The organism is Janthinobacterium sp. LS2A (assembly GCF_036543145.1).
GTDB classification, from domain to species: Bacteria; Pseudomonadota; Gammaproteobacteria; order Burkholderiales; family Burkholderiaceae_D; genus Janthinobacterium; species Janthinobacterium aestuarii.
Genome location: NZ_JAZHPB010000007.1, coordinates 93,944 through 116,948, shown reverse-complemented (window position 1 = coordinate 116,948; position 23,005 = coordinate 93,944). Strand labels below are relative to the sequence as shown.

23 protein-coding genes are annotated in these 23,005 nt (G+C 64.3%); 15 read left to right on the top strand and 8 right to left on the bottom strand.

Features of this window, described 5'->3' with window-relative positions; genetic code table 11:
• Nucleotides 1-13 precede the first annotated feature (13 nt).
• The 8 genes from V3C40_RS20080 (at nt 14) to V3C40_RS20045 (ending at nt 9,177) form a co-directional block, all read left to right on the top strand.
• The gene (locus tag V3C40_RS20080; protein ID WP_331778345.1) at nt 14-412 is read left to right on the top strand and encodes an MAPEG family protein; all 399 of its coding nucleotides are present in this window, start codon (nt 14-16) and stop codon (nt 410-412) included.
• A gap of 115 nt (nt 413-527) precedes the next feature.
• Entirely contained in the window at nt 528-2,198 is a 1,671-nt protein-coding gene (locus tag V3C40_RS20075; protein ID WP_442907305.1) for a RecQ family ATP-dependent DNA helicase, read from the top strand.
• Nucleotides 2,199-2,288: 90 nt separating this feature from the next.
• On the top strand, nt 2,289-3,329 hold the full coding sequence (locus V3C40_RS20070; protein ID WP_331778343.1) for a ligase-associated DNA damage response exonuclease: 1,041 nt from the start codon (nt 2,289-2,291) through the stop codon (nt 3,327-3,329).
• Complete coding sequence (locus V3C40_RS20065) at nt 3,322-4,953, top strand: ATP-dependent DNA ligase (protein WP_331778342.1); 1,632 nt, start codon at nt 3,322-3,324, stop codon at nt 4,951-4,953. Before V3C40_RS20070 ends, V3C40_RS20065 begins: the two co-directional genes overlap by 8 nt.
• Before the next feature lie 7 nt (nt 4,954-4,960).
• The gene (locus V3C40_RS20060; protein WP_331778341.1) at nt 4,961-7,426 is read left to right on the top strand and encodes a ligase-associated DNA damage response DEXH box helicase; all 2,466 of its coding nucleotides are present in this window, start codon (nt 4,961-4,963) and stop codon (nt 7,424-7,426) included.
• Complete coding sequence (gene pdeM / locus V3C40_RS20055) at nt 7,423-8,112, top strand: ligase-associated DNA damage response endonuclease PdeM (RefSeq protein ID WP_331778340.1); 690 nt, start codon at nt 7,423-7,425, stop codon at nt 8,110-8,112. Before V3C40_RS20060 ends, pdeM begins: the two co-directional genes overlap by 4 nt.
• A gap of 205 nt (nt 8,113-8,317) precedes the next feature.
• Nucleotides 8,318-8,680 carry a KGG domain-containing protein gene (locus V3C40_RS20050; RefSeq protein WP_331778339.1) on the top strand — a complete coding sequence of 121 codons (363 nt, stop codon included), beginning with the start codon at nt 8,318-8,320 and terminating at the stop codon, nt 8,678-8,680.
• A 233-nt stretch (nt 8,681-8,913) separates the two neighbouring features.
• The gene (locus V3C40_RS20045) at nt 8,914-9,177 is read left to right on the top strand and encodes a hypothetical protein (protein WP_175560434.1); all 264 of its coding nucleotides are present in this window, start codon (nt 8,914-8,916) and stop codon (nt 9,175-9,177) included.
• A gap of 15 nt (nt 9,178-9,192) precedes the next feature.
• Here V3C40_RS20045 and V3C40_RS20040 read toward each other — a convergent pair whose 3' ends face one another.
• Both V3C40_RS20040 and V3C40_RS20035 read right to left on the bottom strand, forming a co-directional pair.
• Entirely contained in the window at nt 9,193-9,786 is a 594-nt protein-coding gene (locus V3C40_RS20040; RefSeq protein ID WP_331778338.1) for a DUF2239 family protein, read from the bottom strand.
• Nucleotides 9,787-9,869: 83 nt separating this feature from the next.
• A complete protein-coding gene (locus V3C40_RS20035; protein ID WP_331778337.1) occupies nt 9,870-10,367 on the bottom strand; it encodes a pyridoxamine 5'-phosphate oxidase family protein in 498 nt (165 codons plus the stop codon).
• A 262-nt stretch (nt 10,368-10,629) separates the two neighbouring features.
• Between V3C40_RS20035 and V3C40_RS20030 the strand changes: the two genes are divergently transcribed.
• The 5 genes from V3C40_RS20030 to V3C40_RS20010 are packed head-to-tail and all read left to right on the top strand — an operon-like array spanning nt 10,630 to nt 15,103.
• On the top strand, nt 10,630-11,283 hold the full coding sequence (locus tag V3C40_RS20030; RefSeq protein ID WP_331778336.1) for a PepSY-associated TM helix domain-containing protein: 654 nt from the start codon (nt 10,630-10,632) through the stop codon (nt 11,281-11,283).
• A gap of 26 nt (nt 11,284-11,309) precedes the next feature.
• Nucleotides 11,310-11,825 carry a DUF2271 domain-containing protein gene (locus V3C40_RS20025; RefSeq protein ID WP_070303571.1) on the top strand — a complete coding sequence of 172 codons (516 nt, stop codon included), beginning with the start codon at nt 11,310-11,312 and terminating at the stop codon, nt 11,823-11,825.
• Nucleotides 11,826-11,835: 10 nt separating this feature from the next.
• Complete coding sequence (locus V3C40_RS20020) at nt 11,836-12,660, top strand: DUF4198 domain-containing protein (protein WP_331778335.1); 825 nt, start codon at nt 11,836-11,838, stop codon at nt 12,658-12,660.
• A gap of 26 nt (nt 12,661-12,686) precedes the next feature.
• Nucleotides 12,687-13,727: an FAD:protein FMN transferase gene (locus V3C40_RS20015; protein ID WP_331778334.1), complete on the top strand. Its 1,041-nt coding sequence runs from the start codon at nt 12,687-12,689 to the stop codon at nt 13,725-13,727.
• Between the two features lie 11 nt (nt 13,728-13,738).
• Nucleotides 13,739-15,103 carry a sulfite reductase subunit alpha gene (locus V3C40_RS20010; protein ID WP_331778333.1) on the top strand — a complete coding sequence of 455 codons (1,365 nt, stop codon included), beginning with the start codon at nt 13,739-13,741 and terminating at the stop codon, nt 15,101-15,103.
• A 15-nt stretch (nt 15,104-15,118) separates the two neighbouring features.
• Here V3C40_RS20010 and V3C40_RS20005 read toward each other — a convergent pair whose 3' ends face one another.
• From V3C40_RS20005 to V3C40_RS19980, 6 genes are all read right to left on the bottom strand, one after another.
• Entirely contained in the window at nt 15,119-16,348 is a 1,230-nt protein-coding gene (locus V3C40_RS20005; protein ID WP_128142319.1) for a DUF2325 domain-containing protein, read from the bottom strand.
• Nucleotides 16,349-16,386: 38 nt separating this feature from the next.
• On the bottom strand, nt 16,387-16,713 hold the full coding sequence (locus V3C40_RS20000) for a hypothetical protein (protein WP_034750562.1): 327 nt from the start codon (nt 16,711-16,713) through the stop codon (nt 16,387-16,389).
• An 85-nt stretch (nt 16,714-16,798) separates the two neighbouring features.
• A complete protein-coding gene (gene hemP / locus V3C40_RS19995; RefSeq protein WP_034750559.1) occupies nt 16,799-16,996 on the bottom strand; it encodes a hemin uptake protein HemP in 198 nt (65 codons plus the stop codon).
• Between the two features lie 251 nt (nt 16,997-17,247).
• The gene (locus V3C40_RS19990) at nt 17,248-18,054 is read right to left on the bottom strand and encodes a Crp/Fnr family transcriptional regulator (protein ID WP_034750901.1); all 807 of its coding nucleotides are present in this window, start codon (nt 18,052-18,054) and stop codon (nt 17,248-17,250) included.
• Nucleotides 18,055-18,391: 337 nt separating this feature from the next.
• Complete coding sequence (locus V3C40_RS19985; RefSeq protein WP_034750556.1) at nt 18,392-19,036, bottom strand: response regulator; 645 nt, start codon at nt 19,034-19,036, stop codon at nt 18,392-18,394.
• Nucleotides 19,037-19,191: 155 nt separating this feature from the next.
• Entirely contained in the window at nt 19,192-19,659 is a 468-nt protein-coding gene (locus V3C40_RS19980) for a universal stress protein (RefSeq protein WP_034750554.1), read from the bottom strand.
• Nucleotides 19,660-20,126: 467 nt separating this feature from the next.
• Between V3C40_RS19980 and V3C40_RS19975 the strand changes: the two genes are divergently transcribed.
• Together V3C40_RS19975 and V3C40_RS19970 are read left to right on the top strand one after the other, a co-directional pair.
• Nucleotides 20,127-20,984 (top strand): protein phosphatase CheZ, encoded by an 858-nt coding sequence (locus tag V3C40_RS19975; RefSeq protein ID WP_034750552.1) that lies wholly within the window; start codon nt 20,127-20,129, stop codon nt 20,982-20,984.
• Entirely contained in the window at nt 20,984-22,873 is a 1,890-nt protein-coding gene (locus tag V3C40_RS19970) for a chemotaxis protein CheA (RefSeq protein WP_331778332.1), read from the top strand. The genes V3C40_RS19975 and V3C40_RS19970 overlap by 1 nt, the downstream gene beginning before the upstream one ends.
• Nucleotides 22,874-23,005 lie beyond the last annotated feature (132 nt).

Here is a 23,005-nt window from a genome sequence, read left to right as displayed (position 1 = left end):
CAGAGGAAAATGGATGACTCCTGAACTGACGATGCTGGCCTGTACCCTCGTGCTGGCGCTGGTGCAAATCCTGCTTCCCGCCCTGTTCCGCACGCGCGAAACGGGCACGGCCTATAACGTGAGCGCGCGCGACGGCGACGGGCCGCCTGTGGGCAAGATCACGGCCCGCTTGCGCCGGGCCCAGGCGAACCTGTTCGAAACCCTGCCCCTGTTCGCCGCCGCCGTGCTGATCGCCCACGTGACGGCGCAGGAAAGCGCGCTGACTCTGTACGGCGCCGCTCTGTACCTGGCCGCGCGCGTGCTGTACCTGCCCTTGTACGCGTTTGGCGTGCCCGTCGTGCGCACGCTCGTATGGTGCGTGTCGATTGCCGGCTTGCTGATGCTGTTCTGGGCCATCCTGTTTTCTTCCTGAATTCCTACGTCAGCTGTGGCGCCCGTCCTATGGCGGCGCGCCAGGCCCGGCCGTAAAGTAACTCACCCTGGCGCTGTGGCGCCGGCATGGCGGTTTTACTTTTAGGATGGCAATGATGCTTGCTTCGCTGAACAAGTCTGGTCGACACATCCAGCGTCTGCTGCGCTCGGTATTTGGCGTGGCGCGGCTGCGCACGGGCCAGCAGGAAGTCATCGACAGCGTGCTGGCCGGGCGCGATACCCTGGCCATCATGCCCACCGGCAGCGGCAAGTCCCTGTGCTACCAGCTGCCCGCCGCCCTGTTGCCCGGCGCCACCCTGGTCGTGTCGCCGCTGATTTCGCTGATGAAGGACCAGCTGGAAAAGCTGCACGAACTGGGCATCACGGCCGTGCAGCTCAACAGCAGCCTGTCGCGCGCCGAAGAGGACGACGCTATCGTCCGCATCGCCCAGGGCGGCAGGCTGATCATTTTTTGCACGCCGGAACGCCTGGCCAGTCCCGATTTCCTGTCGCTGCTGGCCAGCGCGCCGCCCAGCCTGGTCGTCATCGATGAAGCCCATTGCATTTCCCAGTGGGGCCACGACTTCCGTCCCGCCTACCTGGAAATCGCGGCCGCCCTGCGCGCACTGGGCCGTCCGCCCGTGCTGGCGCTGACGGCCACGGCCACCGGTGAAGTGATAACCGATATCGACGCGCAGCTCGAAGCGCGCAAGCTGCAGGTCATCAACACGGGCATCTACCGCGCCAATTTGCGCTACCGCGTGATCCAGGTCACGAATGCCGGAGAGAAACAGGACGAAGTCTTGCGCCTGCTGCGCGAGACGCCCGGCGTGGGCATCGTGTATGCGGCCACCGTCAGAGCTGTCGAGGATCTGGCGGCGCGGCTGGGCGAATTGGGCGAGAGCGTCACGTGCTACCACGGCAAGCTGGCGGCGCGCGAGCGCAAGCACAACCAGGACTTGTTCATGAATGGCGAGCGCCGCATCATGGTCGCCACCAACGCGTTCGGCATGGGCATCGACAAGCCCGACACGCGCTTCGTCATCCACTTGCAGGTGCCGGCCAATCTGGAAGCGTATTACCAGGAATCGGGCCGGGCCGGGCGCGACGGCTTGCCCGCCGACTGCACCTTGCTGTACTTCCAGGAAGACAAGCGGGTGCAGCAATTTTTCCTGGCCAAGCACTATCCCACGGCCGAAGAACTGGCCGCTATCGTGGCGGCCGCGCAAGAATTGCCTGCCACGTTCGCGTTCGCCGCCCTGGCAGCGCGCCTGCCCGAGTTTTCCGACGGCCACTTGAAGGTGTGCCTGAAACTGTTAAAAGACGGCAAGCTGCTGCGCCAGGACCGCAAGCTCGGCTACCGCTTGACAGCCCAGTCGGCCGCCACGCCTGCGTATGCGCAGCTGTCGCAGATCTATGTCGACAAGCAGGAGCGCGACAAGCAGGCGCTCGAGCAGATGGTGGCGTACGCGCAAAGCGGCCTGTGCCGATGGAAACTGCTGCTTGATTACTTTGGCGATGCCGGCGATTTCGAGCGCTGCTGCACTTGCGACAATTGCCAGTCGCCGCCGGCGCTGGCCGCACCCATCAGCCTTGACGAGTTCCCGCCCGCGCCTGTTGAAACGCCACCGCCAGCGCCGACACCCCAGATCGCCGTCGGCAGCCGCGTGCGCGTACCGCGCTACCAGATCGGCACCGTGCTGTCGGTGGCGGGCGACCAGGTCACCATTGCCTTTCCGGAAAACACCACGCGTACTTTCATGGCGGAGTTCGTCGTTCCCGCGTGAAGCCATGGTGCGCTGCCGAACAGTGATTTGGCGCAAGCGCGCTAGAATCAGCCCATTCCAACGCGCTTTTTTTAAGGCAGGGGGCAGGGCATGGCAGACATGGTGGTGGTGCGCAAGGAAGGCTTGTACTGTGTGCCGGGGCAGTTCTACATCGACCCGTGGCGTCCCGTCGAGCGCGCCATCATCACGCATGCGCATGCCGACCATGCGCGTGTCGGGCATCGGCACTACTTGTGTGCCGCGCCCGGCGAGCAAGTATTGCGCGCGCGCCTGGGCGCCGTGTCCATCCAGGGCCTCGCGTATGGCGAGACCATCGACCACCACGGCGTGCGCGTGTCGCTGCATCCGGCCGGCCACGTGCTGGGTTCGGCCCAGGTGCGCATGGAAGTGGGCGGCCAAGTGTGGGTGGCGTCGGGCGACTACAAGCTGCAGCCGGACCCCACGTGCGTACCGTTCGAGCCCGTGCGCTGCGATACTTTTATTACGGAATCGACCTTCGGCCTGCCCATCTACCGCTGGCAGGCGCCACAGGAAGTTTATGACGACATCAACCAATGGTGGCGCAGGAATGCGGCTGAAGGGCGCACCAGCGTGCTGTTCTGCTATGCCTTCGGCAAGGCGCAGCGCATCCTGGCCGGGCTCGATCCTTCCATCGGCCCCATCCTCTGCCATGGCGCGGCGCAGGCCTTGACGCAGGTTTACCGCGAATCGGGCGTGGCCTTGCCCGCCACCGTGATGGTGAGCGACGTGACGGACAAGGCGGCCCTGAAGACGGCGATGGTGATCGCGCCGCCGTCGGCCGCCGGCTCGCCGTGGATGAAGCGTTTCGGAGACTACAGCGATGCGTTCGCCAGCGGCTGGATGCTGCTGCGCGGCGCGCGCCGGCGGCGCGGCGTGGACCGGGGTTTCGTCCTGTCCGACCATGCCGACTGGCCCGGCCTGATGCAAGCGATCACGGCCACGCAGGCCGAACGCATCATCGTCACGCACGGCTCGATTCCCGTGATGGTGCGCTGGCTGCAGCAGAACGGCTGGCAGGCGGGCGGCTTCGAGACGGAGTATGGCGACGACGAGGCCGATGAGGGTGCGCCCGGTGCGTCCACGGCAGCGGAGGACGTCGCTCATGCGTGATTTTGCCCGGCTGTACGCGGAACTCGACGAGACGACCTCCACCAGCCGCAAGCTGGCGGCGCTGCAAGCGTATTTTCGCGGCGCCTCGCCGGAAAACGCGGCCTGGGCCGTGTACTTCCTGGCCGGCGGCAAGCCGCGCCAGGCCGTGCCCACCAAGTTGCTGCGCGAGTATGCGACCGAGCGGGCGGGCCTCGATGCCTGGCTGTTCGACGAGGCCTATCACGCCGTGGGCGACCTGGCCGAAACCATCGCCCTGATCCTGCCCGCGCCCGCCAAACGCAGCGACGTCGGCCTGGCCGAGTGGGTCGAGCAGCGCATCGCACCGTTGCGCGGCGCGCCGCCCGAGACCATCCGCGCCGACTTGCTGGCCTACTGGGACGAACTGGAAACGCGCGAACGTTTTTTGTTGATCAAACTGATCGGCGGCGGCTTTCGCGTGGGCGTATCCAAACTGCTGGTGACGCGCGCGCTGGCGTCCATCGCCGCCGTCGACAGCAAGCTGATCGCCCAGCGCCTGATGGGCTGGACCGATGGCAAGGTCAGCCCCACGGGCGCGGGCTTTCTCAAGCTGATCGCCGCGCAGTCGGATGGCGAACATGCGCTGCGCGGCGGCCAGCCGTACCCGTTCTTCCTCGCCCATCCCTTGCAGGCGGAGCCGCAGAGTCTCGGCAACATCGGCGACTGGCTGGCCGAATGGAAATACGACGGCATGCGCGCCCAGCTGCTGCGCCGCGAGGGCGTGAACTGGCTGTGGTCGCGCGGCGAGGAATTGATCACGGAGCGCTTTCCCGAACTGGCGCAGTTGGCCTTGCCCGAGGGCACCGTGCTCGATGGCGAAATCCTCATCTGGCAGCCGGGCGACGTTCCGGGGCCGTTTGCCGATCTGCAACAACGCATGGGCCGCAAGAGCGTGTCACCCAAGCTGCTGGCCGAGCTGCCGGCCGTACTCGTGGCCTATGATGTGCTGGAACTCGATGGCGTGGACGTGCGCCAGCTGCCCCAGCTCGAGCGCCGCGCGCTGCTGGAAGCGGTAGTGGCCGGCGTGGCTTCTCCCGCGCTGCGTTTGTCGCCGCGCATAGTGGCGGCAAGCTGGGAGGCGCTGGCGGCCATCCGCGCTGAATCGCGGGCGCGCGGCGTGGAGGGCATGATGCTCAAAGCCAAGTCTGCCGCGTATGGTGTGGGTCGCACGAAAGATGTGGGCACCTGGTGGAAGTGGAAGATCGACCCGTATTCCATCGACGCCGTGCTGATCTACGCCCAGGCGGGTCACGGGCGGCGCGCGTCGCTGTACACGGATTACACGTTTGCCGTGTGGGATGACGTTGAGGAAGGCGAGCGCAAGCTGGTGCCGTTCGCCAAGGCGTATTCGGGCTTGACGGATGCGGAGATCGGCCAAGTCGACGCCGCCATCCGCAAGACGACGATAGAAAAATTCGGCCCCGTGCGCAGCGTCAAGCCGACGATGGTGTTCGAGATCGGCTTCGAAGGCATCGCCGCGTCCAGCCGCCACAAGGCGGGCATCGCCGTGCGCTTTCCCCGCATCTTGCGCCGGCGTGACGACAAGGCCATCGCCGATGCGGACACGCTGGCCACGCTGAAGGCCATGCTGGTCCAGGCCACATGAGCAAGCGATGAGCAAAAGCGCGCTGGCGCAGCGCATCGATGCATGGTTTGACGCGCGCAGCTGGGCGGTGTTCCCGTTCCAGCGCGCCGTCTGGCGCGCGGCCGCACAGGGGCAATCGGGTTTGCTGCATGCGAGCACGGGCTCCGGCAAGACCTACGCCGTCTGGTTCGGCGCCTTGCTGCGCGCCGAGCGGCTGGCGCGCAAGGGACGAAAGCAGGGCTTGCGCGTGCTGTGGATCACGCCCATGCGGGCGCTGGCGGCCGACACGGTGCGCGCGCTGCAAGCCTCGGGCGCGGAGCTTGCACCGGGCTGGCGCATCGAGGCGCGTACGGGCGACACGAGCGCGGCGCAGCGTGCACGGCAGGCGAAAGCCTGGCCCGAGGTGCTCGTCACGACGCCGGAAAGCCTGTCATTGATGCTGAGCCAGGCGGATGCCCGCGAACGTTTCAGCTTGCTGGAAACCGTGATCGTCGATGAGTGGCATGAATTGATGGGCAGCAAGCGTGGCGTGCAGGTGCAGCTGGCGCTGGCCCGCTTGCGCCGCTGGAATGACGCATTGATGACGTGGGGCCTGTCGGCCACCCTGGGTAATTTGCAGCAGGCGCAGGACGTCTTGCTGGGCGAGGAAAGCACCGGCGTGCTGGTCGAAGGCAAAGTCAAAAAGCGCATCCTCGTCGACAGCCTGATTCCCGTCAATCCCACGCGCTTTCCCTGGGGCGGACACCTGGGCATCCAGATGCTGCAGCCGTTGATCGCCGAGATCGAGGGCAGCGCCACCACCCTGGTGTTTACCAACACGCGTTCGCAAGCCGAGCTGTGGTACCAGCACCTGCTCGATGCGCGGCCCGACTGGGCGGGACTGATCGCCCTGCACCACGGTTCGCTGGACCGCGAAGTGCGCGAGTGGGTCGAGCAGCACCTGAAAACGGGCGAGCTGAAAGCCGTCGTCTGCACGTCCAGCCTGGACCTGGGCGTCGATTTCCTGCCCGTCGAGCGGGTGCTGCAGGTGGGCAGCGCGAAAGGCATCGCGCGCCTGGTGCAGCGGGCCGGGCGCAGCGGCCACGCGCCGGGCCGCATTTCGCGCGTCACCCTCGTGCCCACGAACAGCCTGGAATTGCTGGAAGCGGCCGCTGCCCGCACTGCCCTGGCGCAAGGCCACCTGGAAGCGCGGCCCGTGCCGGACAAGCCGCTCGACGTGCTGGTGCAGCACCTGGTGACGATCGCGCTGGGCGGCGGTTTCCAGTCTGCCGAGCTGTACGCGGAAGTGCGCGCGGCCTGGTCCTACCGCCACCTGACCCTGGACGAGTGGCAATGGGCGCTCGATTTCGTCGCGCGCGGCGGGCAGAGCCTGACCGTGTATCCGGAATACCGCAGAGTGCTGCCGGACGAGGAGGGCGTGTACCGCGTGCCGGACGTGGCGCTGGCGCGGCGCCACCGCATGAGCATCGGCACCATCGTCTCGGAGGCTGCGATCCAGGTCAAGTTCCTCGGTGGCGGGCGCATCGGCAGCATCGAGGAATCATTCATCGCGCGCCTGAAGCCGGGCGACCATTTTTTGTTTGGCGGGCGCATCCTGGAATTCGTGCGCGTGCACGAAATGACGGCCTACGTGCGGCGCGCCACGGGCAGCCGCGGCGCCGTGCCGCGCTGGCAGGGCGGCAAGATGCCGCTGTCGTCGGAACTCGCGCATGCCGTGCTCGACCAGTTGCAACTGGCGCAGGAAGGCAAGGCCAGCGGGCCGGAAATGCGCGCGCTGGCGCCGCTGCTGGCCATCCAGCAGGCATGGTCGAGCCTGCCCACGCGCGCGGCCCTGTTGGTGGAGACCTTGTCCAGCCGCGAAGGCCACCACCTGTTCGTGTATCCGTTTGCGGGACGCTCCGTGCACCTGGGCCTGGCGTCCCTGCTGGCCTACCGCATCGCGCGCGTGCAGCCGGCGACCTTGTCGATCGCCGTCAACGATTACGGCTTTGAATTGCTGGGCGCGGACGACATCGATTTTGCGCCGCTGTTGTCGGGGGCCAGCGGCGCCGACCTTGCCCTGTTCAGCACGGACAATCTGCTCGAGGACGTGCTGGCCAGCCTGAATGCGACGGAGCTGTCGCAGCGGCGCTTCCGCGAAATCGCCCGCATCGCCGGCCTCGTGTTTCAGGGCTATCCGGGCCAGCCAAAAAGCGCGCGCCAGTTGCAGGCCTCGTCCTCGCTGTTTTTTGAAGTATTTCGCAAGCACGATGCGGCCAATCTGCTGCTCACGCAGGCGCAGCGCGAAGTGCTGGAACAGGAACTGGAATTGACGCGCCTGCGCGCCACCTTGCGCGAGCTGCATGGACGGCGCATTTCCCTGCAAGCGCTGGAGCGGGCCTCGCCATTTGCCTTCGGCCTGATGGTCGAGCGCTTCCGCGAACAGCTGACGACGGAAAAGCTGTCGGACCGGGTGGCGCGCCTGGTCAGCGCGCTGGAAAAGGCGGCCGCATGAGCGGGCAGCAGCAAGCGCACTGCGTGGTGGAACTGGCCGGCGAGATAGTCTGGCTGTTGGCGCACAAGGCCATCTATTGGCCGGCGCGCAAGGTGCTGGTCATCGCCGACATCCATTTCGGCAAGGCGGCCGCGTTCCGTGCGCTGGGCGTGCCCGTGCCGCGCGGTACCACGACGCAAAACCTGCTGGCGCTCGACGCCTTGCTGGCCAGTTACGCTTGCGAGGAAATCGTCTTTCTCGGCGACTTTCTGCACGCGCGCGCCGCCCATGCGCCCGCCACCGTCGCGGCCATGCTGGCCTGGCGTGCGCGCCATCGGGACGTGCGCTTGACGGTAGTGCGCGGCAACCACGATGCGCATGCGGGCGATCCGGCCGCCACGCTGCGGATACGCATGGTCGACGAACCGCACCAAGTGGGCAAGCTGTCGTTTTGCCATCATCCGGATACGGTGGCGCCCGGCTACGTGCTGGCTGGCCACGTGCATCCCGTGTTCCACTTGCGCGCAGCAGGGACGGGACGACATGGGGGTGGCTTGCGCCTGCCGTGTTTCCTGCTGGGGCAGGAGCGTGCCATCTTGCCCTCGTTTGGCGCTTTCACGGGTGGCCATGCGGTGCGGCCAGGAGCTGGCGAGCGCGTCTACGTGACGGCGGACGCGGCGATTTTCGCCCTACCCGCTAACTGCTGAGTGTCTGGTACTTTTGGTGGAAAACTGAAAGTAACTACGCTACCGTAGGCGGGACTCATCCTACATGCGCTCTTGCCATCCTCCTATTTCTTGTGGCCCATGCGCGCACTAAGATGACGGTTCCCTTGCCATGCGAGGGGGAAGATTTGCATGGTTTGCATTGTTTTTTGCATTGTTTCTGATTCCATCGATCAAGGAGATCATCATGGCCACATCGAGCGACAATAAACAGCAAGGTAATAAAACCAGTAGCAGCAGTAGCAGCGGCGGCAACAAGCAAAGCGATACCAGCAAACGGGGTTTCGCTTCCATGGACCCCGCCCAGCAGCGTGAAATCGCCAGTGAAGGCGGACGTGCCGCGCATGAAAAGGGCACGGCCCATGAATTCACGTCCGAAGAGGCCCGCCGCGCAGGCAGCCAAAGCCACAAGAACGATGCCAACCGGCAAAGCGCCTCCAGCTCCAGCGGCTCGCGCGACAATGCCAGCATGAACCAGGATGGCGGCCGCGACAGTGGCAACAAGCAAAGCGGCGGCTCGGGCTCCAGCTCGGGGTCGCGCAACAAGTAGTGACTGGCAAGCAGTAGCACGTTGCAAGTAGCAATGGGCCTTGGCCGGCGGGAGGCAGGCACGCCGCTGGCCAGGGCCGCGCTTGTTTGGCTACCGCTGGCTAGCGAAAATTTTGATGCATTGCAGCAGGCATGGACTATGATGAAATAGCTGCGCCGGCCACGGCCCACGCGCAGTCAATGCAGTGAACGCAGTCAATCCGCACTCACGTACTCACGATCAGGGAGAAGATGATGGGCAACTCCACTACGCCGCAGCCCGGCAATAGCCAGGGCGGTGCGCCGTCCATGGCAGGCAGCAAGCAAAGTACGGCCGAGTCGGGCGAAAACTTTGTGCTGGTCGATAGCGAGCAAGGCCTCGATATCGGCGACGATCTGTTTTCCATTGGCGAAGTGCGGCGCGCCGACCGCTTGCCCCATCACCAGGCCGGTTCCGCCGGGCAGAGCCGGCAGAGCGCCGACGATGCGCCCGATACCACGGGCAGCACCGGCGTCTGATCTTTCCACCGTCGCTTAACCTTCGGACCATCCCCGCTGTGCCAGCTGCGAGACGTGTTCGCGCACGTCGGCTGGCCAGTCCTGCACGCATGCGAGGAACGCCGGCTGCTTGCCGGCGAACAGGGCGCGGCTCGCTTCCTCGAAGCCGGGCGCGTCGCCGGCCAGCGCATTCATGACTTTATAGGCCGCTTCGCGTGCCTGGCGCTGCTCATCGTGCGCCTTGTTGCCGCGCTGCGCGTGTTCCACCAGTTTGCGCAAGGCCACGGAAGCACCACCCGGCTGCGTTGCCAGCCATTCCCAGTGACGGGGCAGCAGGGTGATTTCGCGTGCCACCACGCCCAGCTTCGGCCGGCCTGCCGTGCGCGCGGGAATCTCTTCCTGCGGCGCCGGCGTGGCTGCCCGTGGCAGGCGCTGCAGCACATCGGCCAGGCTGCCATGCAGGTTCAGGTCGACCTGGCTGCCGCTGGCGTCGTCGAAGATCAGGATCTGCGCATCGGGTTCGCGCGTCACCAGTTCTTTCAACGATTGCGCGACCGCGTGCAAAGTGCCGGCGGCCACTTTGCGTTTGCCGGCGAAAGCGGTGAGCTCGGGTGTTACGAGGGTATGCATGTTTGCCTCCATGGGGAATGCAGGCAATTTTACCCGGGTTAAATTGAAAGTCAATAACACCCGGGTAAAATAGGGTGAATCTGCTACAGATCGACCCGGCCGTGTTCGCCCAGATCTTTCGGCGGCTCGCCCGTGATGGCGGCCTTGGCCATTTCATAGAACTGCATCATCTTGCTGGCGCTGCTATCCCAATATTCTGCCGATTGTATCGTCACCTTGATCAGCGACAGCTTCGGATCGTCGAGTCCGCCCGGGAACCAGGCTTTCACCAGCGGGCTCCACAATTCCTCCGCCTTGGCGCGGTCCTTCAGCAGCTGCGCGTGGCCGCAGACGGACACATACAGGCTGTCGCCCGTGTCGACAAAGCTGACGTTGACTTGCGGATTGTTCAGCAAATCGCGCGTGTAGGCGGCATCGTCCGAGACAAAAAACCAGATTTGCCCTTCGCTGTCGACCTGCTGCTGCGTCAGCGGCCGGCTGGTGAGCGTGCGCATGTCGTCGCTGGTGGTCAGCATGCCGAATTTGACGTCCTTGATCTTGGCCGCGATGCTGGCCAGTTGTTCGCTGGAATACTGTTGCATGGTTGCTCCCTTGATGGTTGTCCTGAACAACAGCATAGGCGGGCGCGGCACGCGGTTCTGTACGGCAGCTTACGTAGCAGACCAGCTTTGTTTCAAAGCTGTTACAAAACGCTGGCCCGGCGGGGCGCCCCATGTATTGACTTAATAAATGATAATCATTATCATTTGTTTGAAAATATGAGCATGCACTTTGATTGAAGGATGGGAATGAAGCACACTGACTTGTCGCGCCACCTGGCCCGCTCCTTGCCGGGAGCGATTGATGGGTAATGCGGGCGCCGCAGACAAGGCCAGGAACAACGCCAGCCGCGCCGTCTGGCTGAAGAATTTGCATCAATGGCACTGGATCAGCTCGGCGCTTTGCCTGCTGGGCATGTTTCTGTTCGCCATTACCGGCATCACCCTGAACCACGCCGGCCAGATCGAAGCGAAGCCGGCGATCACGCGCCAGAAGGCCGAGCTGCCGGCGCCCCTCGTCACGGAACTGGCCGCCTATGCCGCCAAGCACGATGGTGCCAACGCACCGATGCCGGCCGCCGCCGAAGCCTGGCTCAAGCAGCAATGGTCGCTCAATGCGGGCGGGCGTCCCGCCGAATGGGCGATCGACGAAGTGTATCTGCCGCTGCCCAAGGCGGGCGGCGACGCCTGGGTGCGCATCGGCCTCGAAGACGGGGCCGCCGAATATGAATTGACGGACCGGGGCTGGGTGTCCTGGCTCAATGATGTCCACAAGGGCCGCAACACGGGCGTAGCCTGGAGCTGGTTCATCGACATCTTTGCCGGTGCCTGCATCGTGTTTTGCCTGACGGGATTATTGATTTTGAAGTTCCACGCGGCCAACCGGCCATTTACCTGGCCGATGGTGGGCCTCGGTATTTTGATACCTTGCGCGATCGCCTTGCTGTTTATCCACTGATGTTTTTTCCTTTTTACAGGCACACCATGAAATTACGCTACTCCCTGGCGCTTGGCCTTCCCCTGATCGGTACGTCGGCGATGGCTGCCGACCTGTCCCTCAAGATTGAACTGCCGCAACTGAACGTGGCGGAATACCACCGTCCCTACGTGGCGGCGTGGCTGGAAACGGCGGACCAGAAGGTCGTTGGCAATCTGGCTGTGCTGTATGACGTGAAAAAGAAGGACAAGGCCGGCGAAAAATGGCTGAAGGACATGCGTCAATGGTGGCGCAAGAGCGGCCGCGACCTGGCCATGCCCGTTGACGGCGTCAGCGGCGCCACGCGCGCCCCCGGCGAACATACCTTGACGTTCCCCGGCGCCAAAGCCTTGCTCGACAAGCTGCCGGCCGGCGAATACCAGGTGGTCGTGGAAGCGGCGCGCGAAGCGGGCGGACGCGAACTGGTGCGCGTGCCGTTCCAGTGGCCGCTGAAATCGGCCCAGTCCGTGCCTGCCAAAGGCAAGGAAGAACTCGGCAATGTCGTCGTCCAACTCAAACCATAAGGCGCACATCATGTTCAAGCAATTCAACAAAACCCTGATCGCCGTGGCCCTGGCCGGCCTGGCCATGAACGCCCACGCCCACCGCGGCTGGATGGTGCCATCGAGCACGATGGTGGAAAGCAAGGACGCCTGGGTGACGGTGGACGCGGCCGTTTCCGACGGCCTGTTCGAGATCGACCACCAGCCGCTGCGCCTGGATGCGCTGCAAGTGACCGGTCCGGATGGTGCGAAAGTCACGCCGGCGAACACGGTCACGGGCCGTTTGCGCAGCGTCTTCGACGTGAAAATGGAAAAGCCGGGCACGTACAAGGCGGCCATCGTGTCGCAAAATGTGATGGGCAGCTACAAGCTCAATGGCGAGCAGAAGCGTTTCCGCGGCAATGAAGAGACGTTCAAGAAGGAAGTGCCGGCCGACGCGCAAGAGCTGAAAATCACGCGCACGGCAGCGCGCCTGGAAACTTTCTTCAGCAATGGCGAAACCAGCACGGAAGTGTTCAAGCCGACCGGCGTGGGCCTGGAATTCGTGCCCGTGACGCACCCGAACGACTTGCGTGCGGGCGAGAAAGCCACGTGGCGCTTCCTCGTCGATGGCAAGCCGGCGGCGAACCAGGCCTTCAGCCTGGTGCCAGGCGGCGTGCGCTACCGTGGCGTGCTCGGTGAAATCCGCCAGAGCACCGATGCCAAGGGCGAGATCACGTTTACGGTGCCAGCAGCCGGCATGTATTACCTGAGCAGCACCTGGCCAGCGGCCGCACCGGCCGTGGCCGGCCAGCCGCCGGTGATGCCCGAGCGCCGCATGACGTACGCGGCCACCGTGGAAGTGCTGCCGCAGTAAGCGGCGGCATCGTCACGAGAGCGCCGATGCGCCGGGTCCTGCTGCCGCAGCATATTTCCGATCAGGCCGCGCCGCCCGGCGCCGCGATCCGGGACTTGCGTGGCTTGTCCATGGGCACCAGCTGGTCGGTGCGCCTGCTCGAGTCCGCCATGCCGGGACGCGCGGGCAGCGCCGACTTGCAGCAGGGCTTGCAGCAGCAGCTGGACCTGGTCGTCGCGCAAATGAGCCACTGGAACGACGAGTCCGACCTGGGCCGCTTCAACCGGGCCGGGCCAGGCAGCTGGCACAGCCTGCCCGCCGCGTTTTGCGAGGTGCTGGGCTTTGCCATGCACGTGTCGCAAGCGTCGGGCGGCGCGTACGACCCGTGCGCGGGCGCCCTCGTCAATCTGTGGGGCTTCGGTCCCCGCCATCGCTACGATGAACCGGGCTTTTTGCCGCCGAAAGGCGATAGCGTGGCGCTGCTGCTGGCGCAAGGCCAGCGCCGCCGCCTGGAGCTGGACTTGCCGGCCCGCCGCGCGCGCCAGCCGGGCGGCTTGCAGCTCGATTTGTCCGCCATCGCCAAGGGCTATGGCGTGGACCGCCTGGCACGCTACCTGGACAGCCAGGGCATCCACCATTACCTGGTCGAAGTCGGTGGCGAGCTGCGCGGCGCCGGCAGCAAGCCCGACGGCCAGCCGTGGTGGGTCATGCTGGAACAGGTCGATGGCGCCGCCGATAGTGCCGATCATGCGCAGCATCCGGCGGAAATGCTGCTGGCGCTGCACGGCTTGTCCGTGGCGACGTCGGGCGACTACCGGCGTTTCTTCGAGGACGGCACGGTGCGTTTCTCGCACACGATCGATCCGCGCAGCGGCATGCCGATCGCCAATCAACTCGCTTCCGTCACCGTCGTGCACGAGCAATGCATGGCGGCCGACGCCTGGTCGACGGCCCTGACCGTGCTGGGTGTCGAGGCCGGCATGGCGCTGGCCGAAGAGCAGGGCCTGGCCGCGCGCTTCCTGCAGCGCGACGGTCACGGCTACCATGAAACGCTGAGCAGCCACATGCTGGCCATGCTCGACGAATGAACGATTAATCCATGATTTTTACGCACGATACGACGCGGCTGGCCTTGCTGGCCGCCCTGTCCCTCAGTTATGCGGGCGTGTGCCTGGCGCCTTGGCTGCGCGCGCGCGCCAAGCGCCGCACGTCCGACGCGGCCAAGGCGGCGCTGGCCAACAGCCGTCCCTGGCTGGTGGCGTATGCGAGCCAGACGGGCAATGCCGAGGAACTGGCCACGCAAACGGCGCAGAGCCTGCAGCTGGCCGGCATCCCCGTGCGCCTGTGTGCGCTGGCCGAAGTGACAGCCGCTGATCTGCAACAGGCGGAACGGGCCTTGTTCCTGGTCAGCACGTATGGCGAAGGCGACGCGCCCGACAATGCGGCCGCCTTCATGGGCCGATTGATGACGGGTGAGATTGCGCTGCCGCAATTGCACTATGCCGTGCTGGCCCTGGGCGACCGCAGCTATGGCCAGTTCTGCGGTTTCGGCCGCTCGCTCGATGCCTGGCTGGCGGCGCAGGGTGCGTCGCGTCTGTTCGAGCGCATCGAAGTCGACCGCAGCGCCAGCGCCGCCATCGAGCAATGGTTCCAACACCTGAGCCACCTGGCCGGCACCAGCGACGCGCCGGACTGGAGCGCGCCCGCGTTTGGCGACTGGCGGCTGACGCATCGGCGCCACCTCAACCCCGGCAGCGCGGGCGGCGCCATCTATCATGTGGAACTGGCGCCCGTGGCCGGCAGCTTGCCGGAGTGGCAGTCGGGCGACCTGGTGCAGGTGACGGCACCCGCCGACCCATCGCAGCCGCGCGAATATTCGATCGCCTCGATCCCGCGCGATGGCGGCGTGCACTTGCTGGTACGCCAGCATGCGCATCCCGATGGCAGCCTGGGCCTGGCCTCGGGCTGGCTCACGGCGCAGGCCAAGGTCGGCGACGTGGTGCAGCTGCGCTTGCGCCAGCACCGGCGTTTCCGCCTGGAAGACAATGCCCAGCGGCCATTGATTTTGATCGGCAACGGCAGTGGCATCGCCGGCTTGCGCGGACATTTGAAAAGCCGCGTGCTGGCAGGGCAGCGGCGCAACTGGCTGATCTTTGGCGAACGCAATGTGGCCCACGATTTTCATTATCGCGAAGAGATCGAAGGCTGGCACGCCAGCGGCGACTTGCCGCGCCTGGACCTGGCGTTTTCGCGCGACCAGGCGGAGCGGACCTATGTGCAGGACCGCCTGCGCGGCAATGCCGATGAAGTCAAGCTGTGGCTGGAGCAGGGCGCGGCCATCTATATTTGCGGCAGCCTGGCCGGCATGGCGGGCGGCGTCGACCAGGCGCTGCAAGAGATCCTGGGCCGGCCCGCGCTCGATGCGCTGGCAGCTGAAGGGCGCTACCGGCGCGACGTGTATTAATACGGAGGGGACTGCTTACGGCTGGATATCGGCCAGCGGCGCCGTGTCCATTTCGCCGCTCACTTCCTGCAAGCCGCGCGCCAGGCTGGAGATGCTGGGATTGTCGATGAAGACGCAACGCTTGCCTGTGCGCTTGCAATAATCCTTCACGCGCCAGTAGGCGCTGTGGCTGATGCAGCCCGTCTGGCAAATCACCAGGTCGGCCGCCGCCAGGCTCGAGTCGAGCAGGTTGGCATTGTCTTCCAGGCCGCCGTCGTGGTGGGCGAACTGGGCGCCCACCCGCTCGATCAGGGCGCGGTAGGTGGCGACATTGCCGCTGCGTCCGCCCACGCACAAGACGCTTTGGTCGACAAGGCGGATCGGCATCTTCAGCTTGCCGCCGGTCGGCACTTCCAGCTTCGGCGCTGGTGGTGGCGCGACGGCGGCCGGGCGTGGCTGGGCCTGTTTCAATTCCGCGATTTGCTGGCGCAATTCCTTTTCGCGCTCATCCATTTGCGCCAGGCGCTCGACCAGGCGCGTGCGCGATTCCAGCGCGGGGATGGCGGCCTGCAATTGCGCCAGTTCCGCGCGCAAGCCGTCGATCACGCTATCCTTGCCGATGGCCTCGGCACGCGTGCGCAGCAGCACGGCTTCCTGGCGTTCCAGCTCGCCCGTCTTTTCCATCAGTGCTGCCTGGCTGCGTTGTTGCAGCTTGGCCAGTTCCTGTGTCAGGCGCGCGTTTTCTTCCTGCAAGGCCGTAAATTTACCCATGTCGGCGCGCACGCAGGCGCCGGCCTGGTGCTGGATCATGTGCAAGTCGCGGCACATCTGCTCTTCCAGCTCGGCATCGCAGCGCGGGTGCGTCAGGCCGGCCCAGAAAGCGCCCGACACGTCGCCGTTGGCGACGGCCGTGCGCCACAGTTGCGCTACCTGCTCCGTCGTCTTGGCGCCGCGAAAGCGCAGGATCACGGGAGCGTAGCGGCGTTCGAGTTCCTTTTGCAGCGCTTCGGACAGGCGGTTGCGCGCGCCGCATTCCGTCACGGCGCCCACGTGCACTTCGTAGTCGTCGGCCAGCACGCGTCCGCCCGTCATCTTGCCTACCAGCTTGCGCAGGTAGCCCAATGGCAAACCCACGCCCACCAGCGGGCAATGGCAGGTGTGCGACAGTTCCCACAGCCGGCGGCGGCGCGAAGCGAGCGCGGCCGTTTCCGTGTCGGCGTGGGCGCAATTGCTGATGACGGGCAGGGACTGGTCTTTGTCACACATGGCGATATCCTGTTGGGCGGTGGAGATGTTGAAGAGAACTATTGCGGCAGGGGCGAAGCGGGGCGCCTGGCGCTCAGCATGCGTGCCAGGCGATCCAGCAAGGTGGTCTTCGGCGGCACGGGCTGGTGCAGCGCCACCAGGGCGGCCCATTGCTGTGACAGTTGCTGGCAAGTTGCTTGCAGCACGGGACTCAGGCCGGGCGAGCCGGCCAGCGCTTGCAGATGGCGTTCGATGACACCGGCCAGTTTCTCGCAGGGACTGCCCGCATGATAGTGCGACATCAGGTGCAGCACGGCCGATAGCAGCAATTCAGGCTGTTGGCTTTGCGGGGAAGAAAACATCGGGGAAGGTCGGTCGTGCGCCATCAAACACTCCTGTGCGGTGGTTTGGCTGGCTGCGCGCACGGGGCGCGACTGGCTGGCGAGCGTGGTGACTGGCTGCCGTGCTGCTTCAGGCAGTCAGGATCAGCTTGTTCAATTGGGTGACGCGCAGGCGATAGATCTTGCCGCTGTGCTCAATCTCCACTTCGCGGCCCTGCTGCAGCAGCGCTTCGCTGGTGATGCGGCGCGCCGGCTGGGCCATGCTGACGGGAGGACGGACGTGGGCAGTAGCGGCATCCTGGATCAAGGCTGGTTTTGAGCTTTGCATGTTGGGCTTTCTTTATCTCAGTTGAGAATGATTCGTATTTGCATTATTGTTGAATGTGGCCCGAAAAGCAAGGCTTATTTGTGCGGAACCGGCGCTTTTTTATGGCGGCGCGACGCCTTGGCCGACGAGGTCGTTCAAAGGCGGCCGCTGGCGCGGCGTGGAGGGGCGGTGGCGGCAAAAAAGACCCGGCAAGGCGGTGCGCGCCTTGGCCGGGTCAAGCCTGTGCCAAGCTGGAAGAAAGCGGGATGGCGTTAAATCGTGGCCAGCAATTGCGCCGAGGCAGTGGCGGCCGCAGTGGTATCGGCCTTGAGCTTGGCGGCGGCCAGCTGCTTGGCGCGCGAGCGCGAGGGCGGCAGGCGGCGCAGGGTTTTCAGGGCGTCCGGATCCTTGATGCCGATGGTGCGCTGGTCAACCGAGATCAGGCCGATTTCATTGAAGGCGGACAGGGTGCGGCTCACCGTTTCCAGGGTCAGGCCCAGGTAGCTGCCGATTTCATGGCGCGTCATGCGCAGGTTGAACAGCTTGCTCGAGTAACCCATCTGCGCGAAGCGGTCGGCCAGCGAAACGAGGAAGCGCGCTACGCGGGCCTCGGCGCTCAAGGCGCCCAGCATGCCGATCATCGCCTGTTCGCGCACCAGTTCGCGGCTCATCACGCCGTACATGACGTTTTCCAGTTCCAGGTGAACACGTCCCAGCGCCGTCAGCTTCTTGAACGGCAGCAGGATCAGGTCGCAGTCGGACAGGGCCACCGCTTCCGAGGAGTAATGGCGCGAGTGGATGCCGTCGACGCCCAGCATGTCGCCCTTCATGGGAAAGCTCAGAACCTGTTCATTGCCGAATTCATCGATGAGCACGGTTTTCAGGAAGCCCGAATTGACGATGTACAGGGTGTCGAACGGCTGGCCGATGGTGTGCACGCGCTGGCCCGTCTTGAATTGCACGTGCTGGAACAGCAGTTCGTCGGCGGCGATGGTGCAGGCGCTGGAGATATGCAGCAGGTCGCACACCTCCTTCAGGTTCGACCAGAGCCGCCCCTGGCGCTGGCGCCCTGCTTCCATCGGAGAGGAGGGGGCCAGCGATGGGGAGGCGGCGCGGGTTTCGGGCGTTTGCGTGGACAGCATGTTCATCTCCTGGTGACAGGTAGTTCAGAGTTGAATAACAGGGTGCGCAGGACGGCGGGCAGGGAAGGGGCGGCGCGCGTCCAGGCAGGTAAAGCTCAATTCGCTGACGACTTGCTGTGTGATGAAATAACTTCCCAGCAACTTGATTACTGGTTTCAGTATGCCAACAACCGTATCCAATTAATATCAGCAGTGGCTGAATATGGCAGTAGGAGCTGTGGTAGGTGAGGTAGGATTGTTCCTACTGTCGACGCGCGGGCGCGCGCCGCCGTGCTCAAGTCTTGAAGGGGGATAAGAGGCGGTGCGCCACGGCGTACTGGACCATTTCGGACAGCGAACTCATGCCCATCTTTTGCATGATGCGCGTCTTGTGCGTACTCACCGTCTTGACGCTCAGGTGCAGATTGTTGGCGATTTCCGTGATCGACTTGCCCGCCACCAGCAGGGAAAAGACTTCGAACTCGCGGTCCGACAACTGTTTGTGCAGCAAGCTTTCATTCGGCATCATGATGTTGAGCACGAGCTGCTCCGCCACCTCGGCGCTGATATACGGACGTCCCGACGCCACCTTGTGGATGGCGCCCACGAGCTGGGTGCCCGCGCTTTCTTTGGTCAGATAGCCTTGCGCGCCGGCGCGGATGGCGCGCACCGCATATTGTTCCTCCTCGTGCATGGTGAGGATCAGGATGGCCAGCTTCGGCGCTTCGCTGCGGATTTGCCGGATCAGGTCGACGCCGCTGCGGCCCGGCATCGACAGGTCGAGCAGCAGCAGGTCGAAGCCGCCCTGGCGTACGTGGTTGAGTACTTCAAAGCCGTCGATGGCTTCACCCACGATATCGATGTCCGGCGCGCCGTCAAGGATGCGCTTCAATCCTTCTCGCATGATGGTGTGGTCGTCGGCAATCACAATACGTATCATAGGCGGGCAATCTGGATGCGTGAAATCTGCTCTGTCCGTCACCGGACAATCAAATGTTGAGAAACGAGAAACGTTGCCATTTTAACTGACGCGGCCGAAAATTTGCCTTTTTCTTAATGTGCCGGCAACGGCGGTCTGCGTGGTCATGTGACCCCTTATTCCGACGGTGGTTCCTTGATCAGCCTATGCACGAGTACCGGCAGTTTTGAGTGCGACAGCACCTTGTTGGTCACGCTGCCCAGCAGCAATTGTCCCCAGCCGCTGCGGCCATGCGAGCCCATGAAAATCAGGTCGCAATGCTGCAATTGCGCCACTTCCACGATTTTCAGGGCGGGGCTGTCGGAAAAGGCCGTCAAGCCCGTCGCTTCCAGACCCCGCTTGGCGGCCGCGTCGAGGATGGGCTGCCAGTGGTCGGCGCCCGCCTTGCGCATGGCGATGCGGTACTCCTCCTCGCTGGGGTAGCTTGGCGGAATGATCTCGATGTATACCGGGTACTGGTATTCGGGCGCCACGTACACGGCAAGGATGTCGGCGTGCATCTGTTCGGCAAAGGCAACGCCGGCACAGGCCGTCAAGTTGGAGACGGTGGAGCCGTCCGTGGCGATCAGAATTTTCTTATACATGGCAGATCCTTTGACGGTGACTGAGCGCACGCAACGCCTCTTATTGTAGACGCGGCGGCAGCATTGTATTCATGTAAAGACTTGATAATTATCAACACAACTGCACCTTCAGTATAGACAACATTGGCAGAAAGATCGTGTTTTAGCTGCAACGCTGTCCATACTGCGCTGTTGCGCGGGCGCCCGGAAGCAGGATTTGTTGTACTACGCGTGGTCTTGCACGCACGCCAATGGTAGTATTTCAAAATACAACAGCAGGAACACTTATTTCCTGGTGGAAAAGCTCTTGTGGACCAGCTTTGCACCAGGAAGCGCGTTTTGAGATTTACCAACAGGGCGGCGCCCTGCTACACTCGCACCATCGCAGCGGTATTGCCTCAAATCATCTTAATCGAGAAATTGTGGGTATCAGTCTGTAAAACGCACAGTTCAGGCGGAATTTTGACAAATTATGGAGAAGCAGGGATATGACCAACGCCGCTGATGATTTCGACGCATTATTCGATGAAGTATCTGCGCAAAGTGCGGCCGCGGCTCAGCCCGCACCTGCCGCCGCGCCCGCTCCCGCCGTGATTGCGGATGACGATTTCGACGCGCTGTTCGACTCCGTGTCGGCCAGCGCCGCCGTGCCGGCAGCCGCCGTGGCAGAAACGCCAGCCGCGCCGGAAGCGGCGCCCGTGGCCAGCGCCGATGCGCCTGGCGACGCGGCCGATCCCGTCGACCAGTCCGACAAGCCGATGTTCGAGCGCCTGGGCGGCATCGTGCGCCTGCTGCACGATTCGCTGCGCGAACTGGGCTACGACAAGGCGTTGACGGAAGCGTCGTCGCAGATCGTCGACGCCCAGGACCGCCTGGAATACGTCGCCACCCTGACCGAACAGGCAGCCAACAAGGTTCTGAACACGCTCGACGAAGGCATGCCGGCGCAAGATGTGCTGTCGAAGAAGGCCAAGGACATGGACAGCCGCTGGACAGCCCTGTTCGATGGCAAGCTGAGCCTGGAAGAATTCAAGGCCCTGGCCGGCGATTCGCGCCAGTTCGCGCAAGCCGTTTCCGAAGCAACGGAAGCGGAAAAAGCGCGCTTGCTGGAAATCATGATGGCGCAGGACTTCCAGGACATCACGGGCCAGCTGATCAAAAAAGTGGTCAACATCACCAAGACGGTGGAAAACGAACTGGCCCAGCTGCTGCGCGACAACGCGCCGGCCGAAGTGCGCGAGAAACTGGCGCAAAAGCCGGTGCCGCTGATGCAGGGCCCGTCCGTGCCGTCGGTGGCGCTGGACCAGGATAATGTAGACGACCTTCTTGCGGATTTGGGATTCTAATGGACGATATGCTCAAGGATTTCGTCGTTGAGGCGATGGATCTTGCGGTTAATGTTGAAGAGCACTTGTTGCGCCTCGAGCGCGATCCTGACAACAAGGAAACACTGAATGCCGTGTTTCGTTCCTTCCACACCATCAAGGGCGGCGCCGGCTTCATGGGCTTGCCCGCGCTGGTGGCGGCCTGCCATCTGACGGAAAACCTGTTCGATGCCTTGCGCACGGGCGCCGCGCCCGTGACCCCGATCGCCATCGAGGCGGCGCTGCAAGCTTCCGGTTTCGTCGCCGACCAGCTGACGGAGCTGGCCAATGGCGCCGCGCCGGAAAGCTTGCCGGCCATGCCGGAAGAGCTGGAACATATCCTGACGAACGCTATCGAAGGCAAGGGCATGGATGCGCCTGCGCCAGCCGCCGCCGTGGCGGAAGTGGCCGCGCCCGTTGCCGAGGTTGCCGAAGTTGTTGTGGCCGCGCCGACCGCTGCCGTTGCCACTGCCAGCGCCGATGGCCTGGACTGGGAAGCCATGTACAACGCCGTCGTGCCCGAAGGTAGCCGGGTCGCAGCCGCGCCCGTGTCCGCCGCCGCTGCGCCTGCCGCCGTGGCCGCCGCGCCTGCTGCACCTGCCGCTGCTGCCGCCAAACCGGCCGCCAAGGCCTGGGATGGCGCCGAACGGCGCGAAGAGCGTCCGGAAGTACGCCATGCCGCGCCTGTCAAGGAAGACAGCATCCGCGTCGACGCCGTCAAGCTCGACGCGCTGCTGGAAGTGGCCGGCGAATCCGTGCAGGCCGCCAACCAGGCTGCCGTGCTGCTCGAGCGCTTGCTGCAATTCAAATTCGAAGGCCAGGCCGCTACTCTGATGGCGACCCTGGCGGAAACCCTGGAACGCGCCTCGCGCTACTCGACGGAACTGCAGCGGGCCACCCTGGCCACGCGCATGCAGCCCGTCGGCCGCCTGTTCCAGAAATTCCCGCGCCTGGTGCGCGAACTGGCGAAAGACCTGGGCAAGGATGTCGAGCTGACCATCGAAGGCGCGGAGACGGAAGTCGACCGCGTCGTCGTGGACAGCCTGTACGATCCGCTCGTGCACATGCTGCGCAACTCGCTCGACCATGGCGTCGAATCGCCGGAAGCGCGCCTGGCTGCCGGCAAGCCCGCCAAGTCGTATATTTCACTGAAAGCATGGCAGGAAGCGAACAGCGTCATGATCGTGCTGCAGGATGACGGCAAGGGCATGGACCCGGTCTTCCTGCGCAGCAAGGCCCAGCAAAAGGGCTTGATCAGCGAAAACGCGCAACTGAGCAACGACGAATGCTTCCAGCTGGTGTTCCTGCCGGGCTTCTCGACCAAGGAAGTCGCCTCCAGCGTTTCCGGCCGCGGCGTGGGTATGGACGTGGTGAAAACGGCCGTGGAGAAAAACCGCGGCGCCATCCATATCGAATCGTCGCTGGGCAAGGGCACGAAGTTCGCCATCCGCCTGCCGATCGAATTGTCGATCGTGCCGACCATGCTCGTGTCGACCTCGGGCGCCGCGCTGGCGCTGCCGATGGCGGTGGTGCAGCGTGTCGTCGAATTGCCGGAAACCTTCATGGAAGTGGGCGGCGCGCCCGTGCTGAAAGACCAGGGCCGTCCATTGCCCGTGCGGTCGCTGGCCGGCTCGCTGGGCTACGAATCGTGCAGCGAGCGCGTCGGCATCGTTGTCGCCGCGCCACAGCCGTACATTCTGGCCGTGGAAGCCGTCGATGGTACGGCCGACCTCGTGATCAAGCCGATGACGGCCATCACCGTGGAAGGCATTACCGGTACTGCCCGCTCGGCCGAAGGCGAGCTGGTGCTAGTCGTGGGCCTATCTTTCCTGATGGATGGTTGCAGGGGAAGTGTGCGCATGGCTGCCTAGAAACACCGGCACTGACACCAAGCCCGCTGCAGACCTCTGCAGCGGGCTTTTTTTTCGGCTTTTTTCGATTTTTATTCGCCCCGCCGGCATTTTGGCGGATTTTCGTATCAGCAATTTTTTCGTCATATCCGC

Coding starts and splice junctions, on each gene's coding strand:
- V3C40_RS20080 (WP_331778345.1), top strand. CDS start 14: ATGACTCCTGAACTGACGATGCTGGCCTGTACCCTCGTGCTGGCGCTG.
- V3C40_RS20075 (WP_442907305.1), top strand. CDS start 528: ATGCTTGCTTCGCTGAACAAGTCTGGTCGACACATCCAGCGTCTGCTG.
- V3C40_RS20070 (WP_331778343.1), top strand. CDS start 2,289: ATGGCAGACATGGTGGTGGTGCGCAAGGAAGGCTTGTACTGTGTGCCG.
- V3C40_RS20065 (WP_331778342.1), top strand. CDS start 3,322: ATGCGTGATTTTGCCCGGCTGTACGCGGAACTCGACGAGACGACCTCC.
- V3C40_RS20060 (WP_331778341.1), top strand. CDS start 4,961: ATGAGCAAAAGCGCGCTGGCGCAGCGCATCGATGCATGGTTTGACGCG.
- pdeM (WP_331778340.1), top strand. CDS start 7,423: ATGAGCGGGCAGCAGCAAGCGCACTGCGTGGTGGAACTGGCCGGCGAG.
- V3C40_RS20050 (WP_331778339.1), top strand. CDS start 8,318: ATGGCCACATCGAGCGACAATAAACAGCAAGGTAATAAAACCAGTAGC.
- V3C40_RS20045 (WP_175560434.1), top strand. CDS start 8,914: ATGGGCAACTCCACTACGCCGCAGCCCGGCAATAGCCAGGGCGGTGCG.
- V3C40_RS20040 (WP_331778338.1), bottom strand. CDS start 9,786: ATGCATACCCTCGTAACACCCGAGCTCACCGCTTTCGCCGGCAAACGC.
- V3C40_RS20035 (WP_331778337.1), bottom strand. CDS start 10,367: ATGCAACAGTATTCCAGCGAACAACTGGCCAGCATCGCGGCCAAGATC.
- V3C40_RS20030 (WP_331778336.1), top strand. CDS start 10,630: ATGGGTAATGCGGGCGCCGCAGACAAGGCCAGGAACAACGCCAGCCGC.
- V3C40_RS20025 (WP_070303571.1), top strand. CDS start 11,310: ATGAAATTACGCTACTCCCTGGCGCTTGGCCTTCCCCTGATCGGTACG.
- V3C40_RS20020 (WP_331778335.1), top strand. CDS start 11,836: ATGTTCAAGCAATTCAACAAAACCCTGATCGCCGTGGCCCTGGCCGGC.
- V3C40_RS20015 (WP_331778334.1), top strand. CDS start 12,687: ATGCGCCGGGTCCTGCTGCCGCAGCATATTTCCGATCAGGCCGCGCCG.
- V3C40_RS20010 (WP_331778333.1), top strand. CDS start 13,739: ATGATTTTTACGCACGATACGACGCGGCTGGCCTTGCTGGCCGCCCTG.
- V3C40_RS20005 (WP_128142319.1), bottom strand. CDS start 16,348: ATGTGTGACAAAGACCAGTCCCTGCCCGTCATCAGCAATTGCGCCCAC.
- V3C40_RS20000 (WP_034750562.1), bottom strand. CDS start 16,713: ATGGCGCACGACCGACCTTCCCCGATGTTTTCTTCCCCGCAAAGCCAA.
- hemP (WP_034750559.1), bottom strand. CDS start 16,996: ATGCAAAGCTCAAAACCAGCCTTGATCCAGGATGCCGCTACTGCCCAC.
- V3C40_RS19990 (WP_034750901.1), bottom strand. CDS start 18,054: ATGGAAGCAGGGCGCCAGCGCCAGGGGCGGCTCTGGTCGAACCTGAAG.
- V3C40_RS19985 (WP_034750556.1), bottom strand. CDS start 19,036: ATGATACGTATTGTGATTGCCGACGACCACACCATCATGCGAGAAGGA.
- V3C40_RS19980 (WP_034750554.1), bottom strand. CDS start 19,659: ATGTATAAGAAAATTCTGATCGCCACGGACGGCTCCACCGTCTCCAAC.
- V3C40_RS19975 (WP_034750552.1), top strand. CDS start 20,127: ATGACCAACGCCGCTGATGATTTCGACGCATTATTCGATGAAGTATCT.
- V3C40_RS19970 (WP_331778332.1), top strand. CDS start 20,984: ATGGACGATATGCTCAAGGATTTCGTCGTTGAGGCGATGGATCTTGCG.